Raw genomic sequence first — 3,702 nt, 5'->3', positions numbered from 1 at the left:
TTTGTCGTTGGCGTTGGCGAAGCCTCTCGTAGAGAAGCCTCTCGTAGAGAAGGGTCGAACCATTAACCTTTTCCCCTACTCCCCATGCCCAATACCCAATACCTCCCCTCATCTAACCTTGAGATAGAATTGCGATCGCCCGAAACTTGTCAAAATAATGGCGTAACCGTTATTTTTCAACAATAAATAAATTTATGGGCTTTGGTATTGGCGATTTATTTTGGATTTTCCTGCTTCTTACTTCTCTGCAACCCCTTTGGCAAAAACGCCAAATAGAATATCGGCGCTTGCGTGCTTTACAGGAATTCCAGCAGCAACGCAAAAGTCGCGTGATTTTGCTAATTCACCGCCAAGAGTCCATTAGCTTACTGGGAATTCCCTTATCTCGCTACATTACTATCGAAGACTCAGAACAAATATTGCGAGCAATTCGTCTCACTCCTCCAGATGTACCCATTGACTTAATTTTGCACACTCCTGGGGGTTTAGTTTTAGCCACAGAACAAATTGCTAGAGCATTAATTCGTCACCAAGCAAAAGTAACTGTCTTTGTACCCCACTACGCTATGAGTGGCGGTACAATGCTGGCTCTCGCTTCCGATGAAATTGTTATGGACGCCAACGCTGTTTTAGGCCCAGTCGATCCCCAACTCGGTAATTACCCAGCAGCAAGTATCATCAAAGTAGTTGAAGATAAACCCATCAGTGAGGTTGATGACCAAACCCTCATTATGGCTGACCTCGCACGTAAAGCAATACAGCAAGTACAACGCTTTGTGCGGACTCTCCTCAAAGACAGTATACCCAAACAAAAAGTTCTGCCAGAAAATATCGAATCCATTATCGAAGCTTTAACAACTGGACGCGTTACTCATGACTATCCCATCACTGTTGAGGAAGCCACAGAAATGGGTCTGCCAATAACCGTTGGATTGCCCAATTCCATATATGATTTGATGGATTTGTATCCACAGCCACAAGGGGGCCGACCCACTGTCCAGTACATTCCTATGCCTTACAATGACCGCACCCCATCTCTACCTGTCCCCAAAGGCAGACCTTTAGAAGAACCTAATAATTCCTAATTCACGTCTGATGTGAATCAACAAAATATGTAGAGACGTTGCATTGCAACGTCTCTACAACAATAAATCAAGGAATTAAGGTGTAGCAGTGGGGGTAGGTGTTGGTGTAGCTGTTGGTGTAGCTGTTGGTGTAGCCGTGGGCGTTGCAGTTGGCGTAGCTGTTGGCGTAGCTGTTGGCGTAGCCGTGGGGGTTGCAGTTGGCGTAGCTGTGGGAGTCGCAGTCGGTGTAGGACTCGGTTTAGTCGTCGGTTTAGTCGTTGGTTTTGCCGTCGGTTTTGCCGTCGGTGTAGGTGATGGTTTAGTATTTGGCTGACCCACAAGTGCTTTAGCTTCTGCATCCAGCTTTTGCCGGAGTGCTAAATTAGCGATTCCAGTTTCTTGCAACTGGTTCTTTTTCTGGTATTCCTTCACCACTGCTTCGGTCTGAGGCCCATAAAATTGATCGCGAGGAAGCGGAGGATTCGGCTTCACTACCGCATTCAAATTTCCTTGGAGAATTTTAACGATGTTAGCAGCATAAGCTTGGGTTTGTGACCCGGCTATGCCATCAACTGGTTTTAGTCTGTAACCAGTCTGAAATTCACGAATTGCTTTTTTGGTTTCTTCATCCGTCAATGGGGTATTTGTTACCTTGACGGTATAACCTAACCCCCGCAACACAGCACGAAATTGCTGTGGCGTGTAACTACCTTGAGGGGCTGCAAAACCTGTGTCTGCAATTACTATGCTAGCAGTTAACAGACAGGTAGCAGCAAAAGTCGCGCTTGATTTTCCAAACCCACACCACATAATGAAAACTCCTTTGGGTTAAATCAGCAGGATTATAGACTTTAACAGCTGCATTTTAAGTTTCTTTAATAACTTTTTTCGTAATTGTTTCATGATTATTGAATAATTCGTAATTTATATTTGTCAAACTTAACTGAAAATATAAAAACCAATTTGTGTCATCCATCAAAAGAAGTATCTTATATTAGCAAAGTAAATTCGTTGTCAAAACCTGGCAGTCAATAAATCACACAGGGTAAAAATTCAGCATGAACAGTACATTTATGGGTCAAATTTTTTCAAAATTCTTTAAGTATTCTGACTCCTGAATTCTTACCAGTGAATATTGAAAATCCAGAAACCTGTATAATTTAAAACAAAAAAAATGAAAAATATAAAAAATTCTGACAAGCGTAATCTATGGTTTGAAAGATTTATGGCAATCCTGGCCACAGTAAACTTAAGTTTAGTTTTGTTTGATTTAAGTTACGTACAATGGCGGGATTTATACTTACAAAAATTTCCCCAAATTGTCCAGATTTATGACCCAATCAAAGGTATTGAAACGCATCGAGACACAAAAAAATATTTACAAACCTTAGATGCATTAGAAGAACAAGTCAGCCAAACAGGATTACAATCCCCTGAGGTAAAAAACCAGCTAGAGGAAATAACTCGTTTGAGCAACGAGATGATTGATACTAATCCATTTGCGGGAGCGAATAAGAGTGGTACTCTAGAAAAAATCAAAAATCGGATGCGCGATCGCTTCAACAACGAATCTGCAAAACAGTCCTTTGCCATTTTTTGGAGTCAACCCTACCTAACCCAAAAAGGCTGGCTGCAAGAAATTAATTTTTTCAACCAAAGAATCCGTCCTTTAATTGCTACTAACTACTACCGTAGAATTGCAGAAAGTGGGGAATTTATCAATAATTTCTGGATTATTGACTCAGTATTTGTAATTTTATTTGCTCTAGAATTGCTGGGGCGTACCTTTTTTATCAAACGCCAACATGTCGGTTTAAGCTGGCTAGAAGCACTGTTGTGGCGTTGGTATGATTTGTTCTTATTATTACCATTTTTTCGTTGGCTACGAATTATACCCGTATTGGTGCGCCTCGACCAAGCAAAGTTATTGAGTCTACATCCAGTGCGCCGACAAATTAATCAGGGGATCGTGGCCAATTTTGCCGAAGAATTGACAGAAATTGTAGTGGTGAGAGTAATCAACCAAGTCCAGGCTTCAATTAAGCGGGGTGAATTGATCCGTTGGTTATCGCAACAAGAAAATGTGCGCTCTTACATAGATATTAATAATGTCAATGAAATAGAAGCGATCGCAGGTTTATTGGTAAAAACAGTGGTGTATCAAGTGCTACCAGAAATCCAACCAGCGATCGTTGCCCTTTTGCGTCACAACATCGAAACCGTCATCCATCAAGTTCCCGTCTACCGCAACCTCCAGAACCTCCCAGGCATTGGACAAGCCCAAAGCCAACTCAGCGAACAATTAGCAACCCAAATCACAACAAATCTTTACAAAACTTTAGTTAGTGCTGTTGAAGACCCTGTTGGTGCAAAACTCACTAGTCAACTAATACAAAGTTTCAGCGACGCCTTAACAGGACAAATCAAAAAAAAGCACTTACTTGCAGAAATCGAGAGTTTACTTTCTGACTTCTTAGAAGAAATTAAAATTAACTACGTTCAGCGTTTGTCCCAGGAAGATATCGAGCAAATCATCGAGCAAACCAGACAGCTACGAACACAAGCATCACTTCCAGCAGTAGTTGATAAAGGTACTAGTTTTACAGGGAGATGAGGGAGACAAGGGAGAAAATCTTCC

General features: G+C 41.6%; 3 protein-coding genes. 2 read left to right on the top strand and 1 reads right to left on the bottom strand.

Annotated elements, in window-relative coordinates; genetic code table 11:
* Window positions 1-194 precede the first annotated feature (194 nt).
* Window positions 195-1,085 carry an SDH family Clp fold serine proteinase gene (locus GNE10_RS32855; protein WP_185570218.1) on the top strand — a complete coding sequence of 297 codons (891 nt, stop codon included), beginning with the start codon at window positions 195-197 and terminating at the stop codon, window positions 1,083-1,085.
* Window positions 1,086-1,160: 75 nt separating this feature from the next.
* On the opposite strand, the gene GNE10_RS32850 is transcribed toward GNE10_RS32855, so the two are convergent.
* A complete protein-coding gene (locus GNE10_RS32850; protein WP_185570216.1) occupies window positions 1,161-1,874 on the bottom strand; it encodes a peptidoglycan-binding protein in 714 nt (237 codons plus the stop codon).
* Between the two features lie 364 nt (window positions 1,875-2,238).
* Here GNE10_RS32850 and GNE10_RS32845 point away from each other — a divergent pair, with 364 nt between their 5' ends.
* The gene (locus GNE10_RS32845) at window positions 2,239-3,678 is read left to right on the top strand and encodes a hypothetical protein (protein ID WP_185570215.1); all 1,440 of its coding nucleotides are present in this window, start codon (window positions 2,239-2,241) and stop codon (window positions 3,676-3,678) included.
* Window positions 3,679-3,702: the final 24 nt, after the last annotated feature.

The sequence above is a fragment of the Nostoc sp. 2RC genome (genome assembly GCF_014222165.1).
GTDB lineage: Bacteria > Cyanobacteriota > Cyanobacteriia > Cyanobacteriales > Nostocaceae > Nostoc > Nostoc linckia.
The sequence above is the reverse complement of the archived record's forward strand: the minus strand, read 5'-3'. Positions and strand labels throughout refer to the sequence as shown.

Bases quoted from the DNA above. Each gene is read 5' to 3' on its own strand.
- GNE10_RS32850 (WP_185570216.1), bottom strand. From the start codon at position 1,874: ATGTGGTGTGGGTTTGGAAAATCAAGCGCGACTTTTGCTGCTACCTGT.
- GNE10_RS32855 (WP_185570218.1), top strand. From the start codon at position 195: ATGGGCTTTGGTATTGGCGATTTATTTTGGATTTTCCTGCTTCTTACT.
- GNE10_RS32845 (WP_185570215.1), top strand. From the start codon at position 2,239: ATGAAAAATATAAAAAATTCTGACAAGCGTAATCTATGGTTTGAAAGA.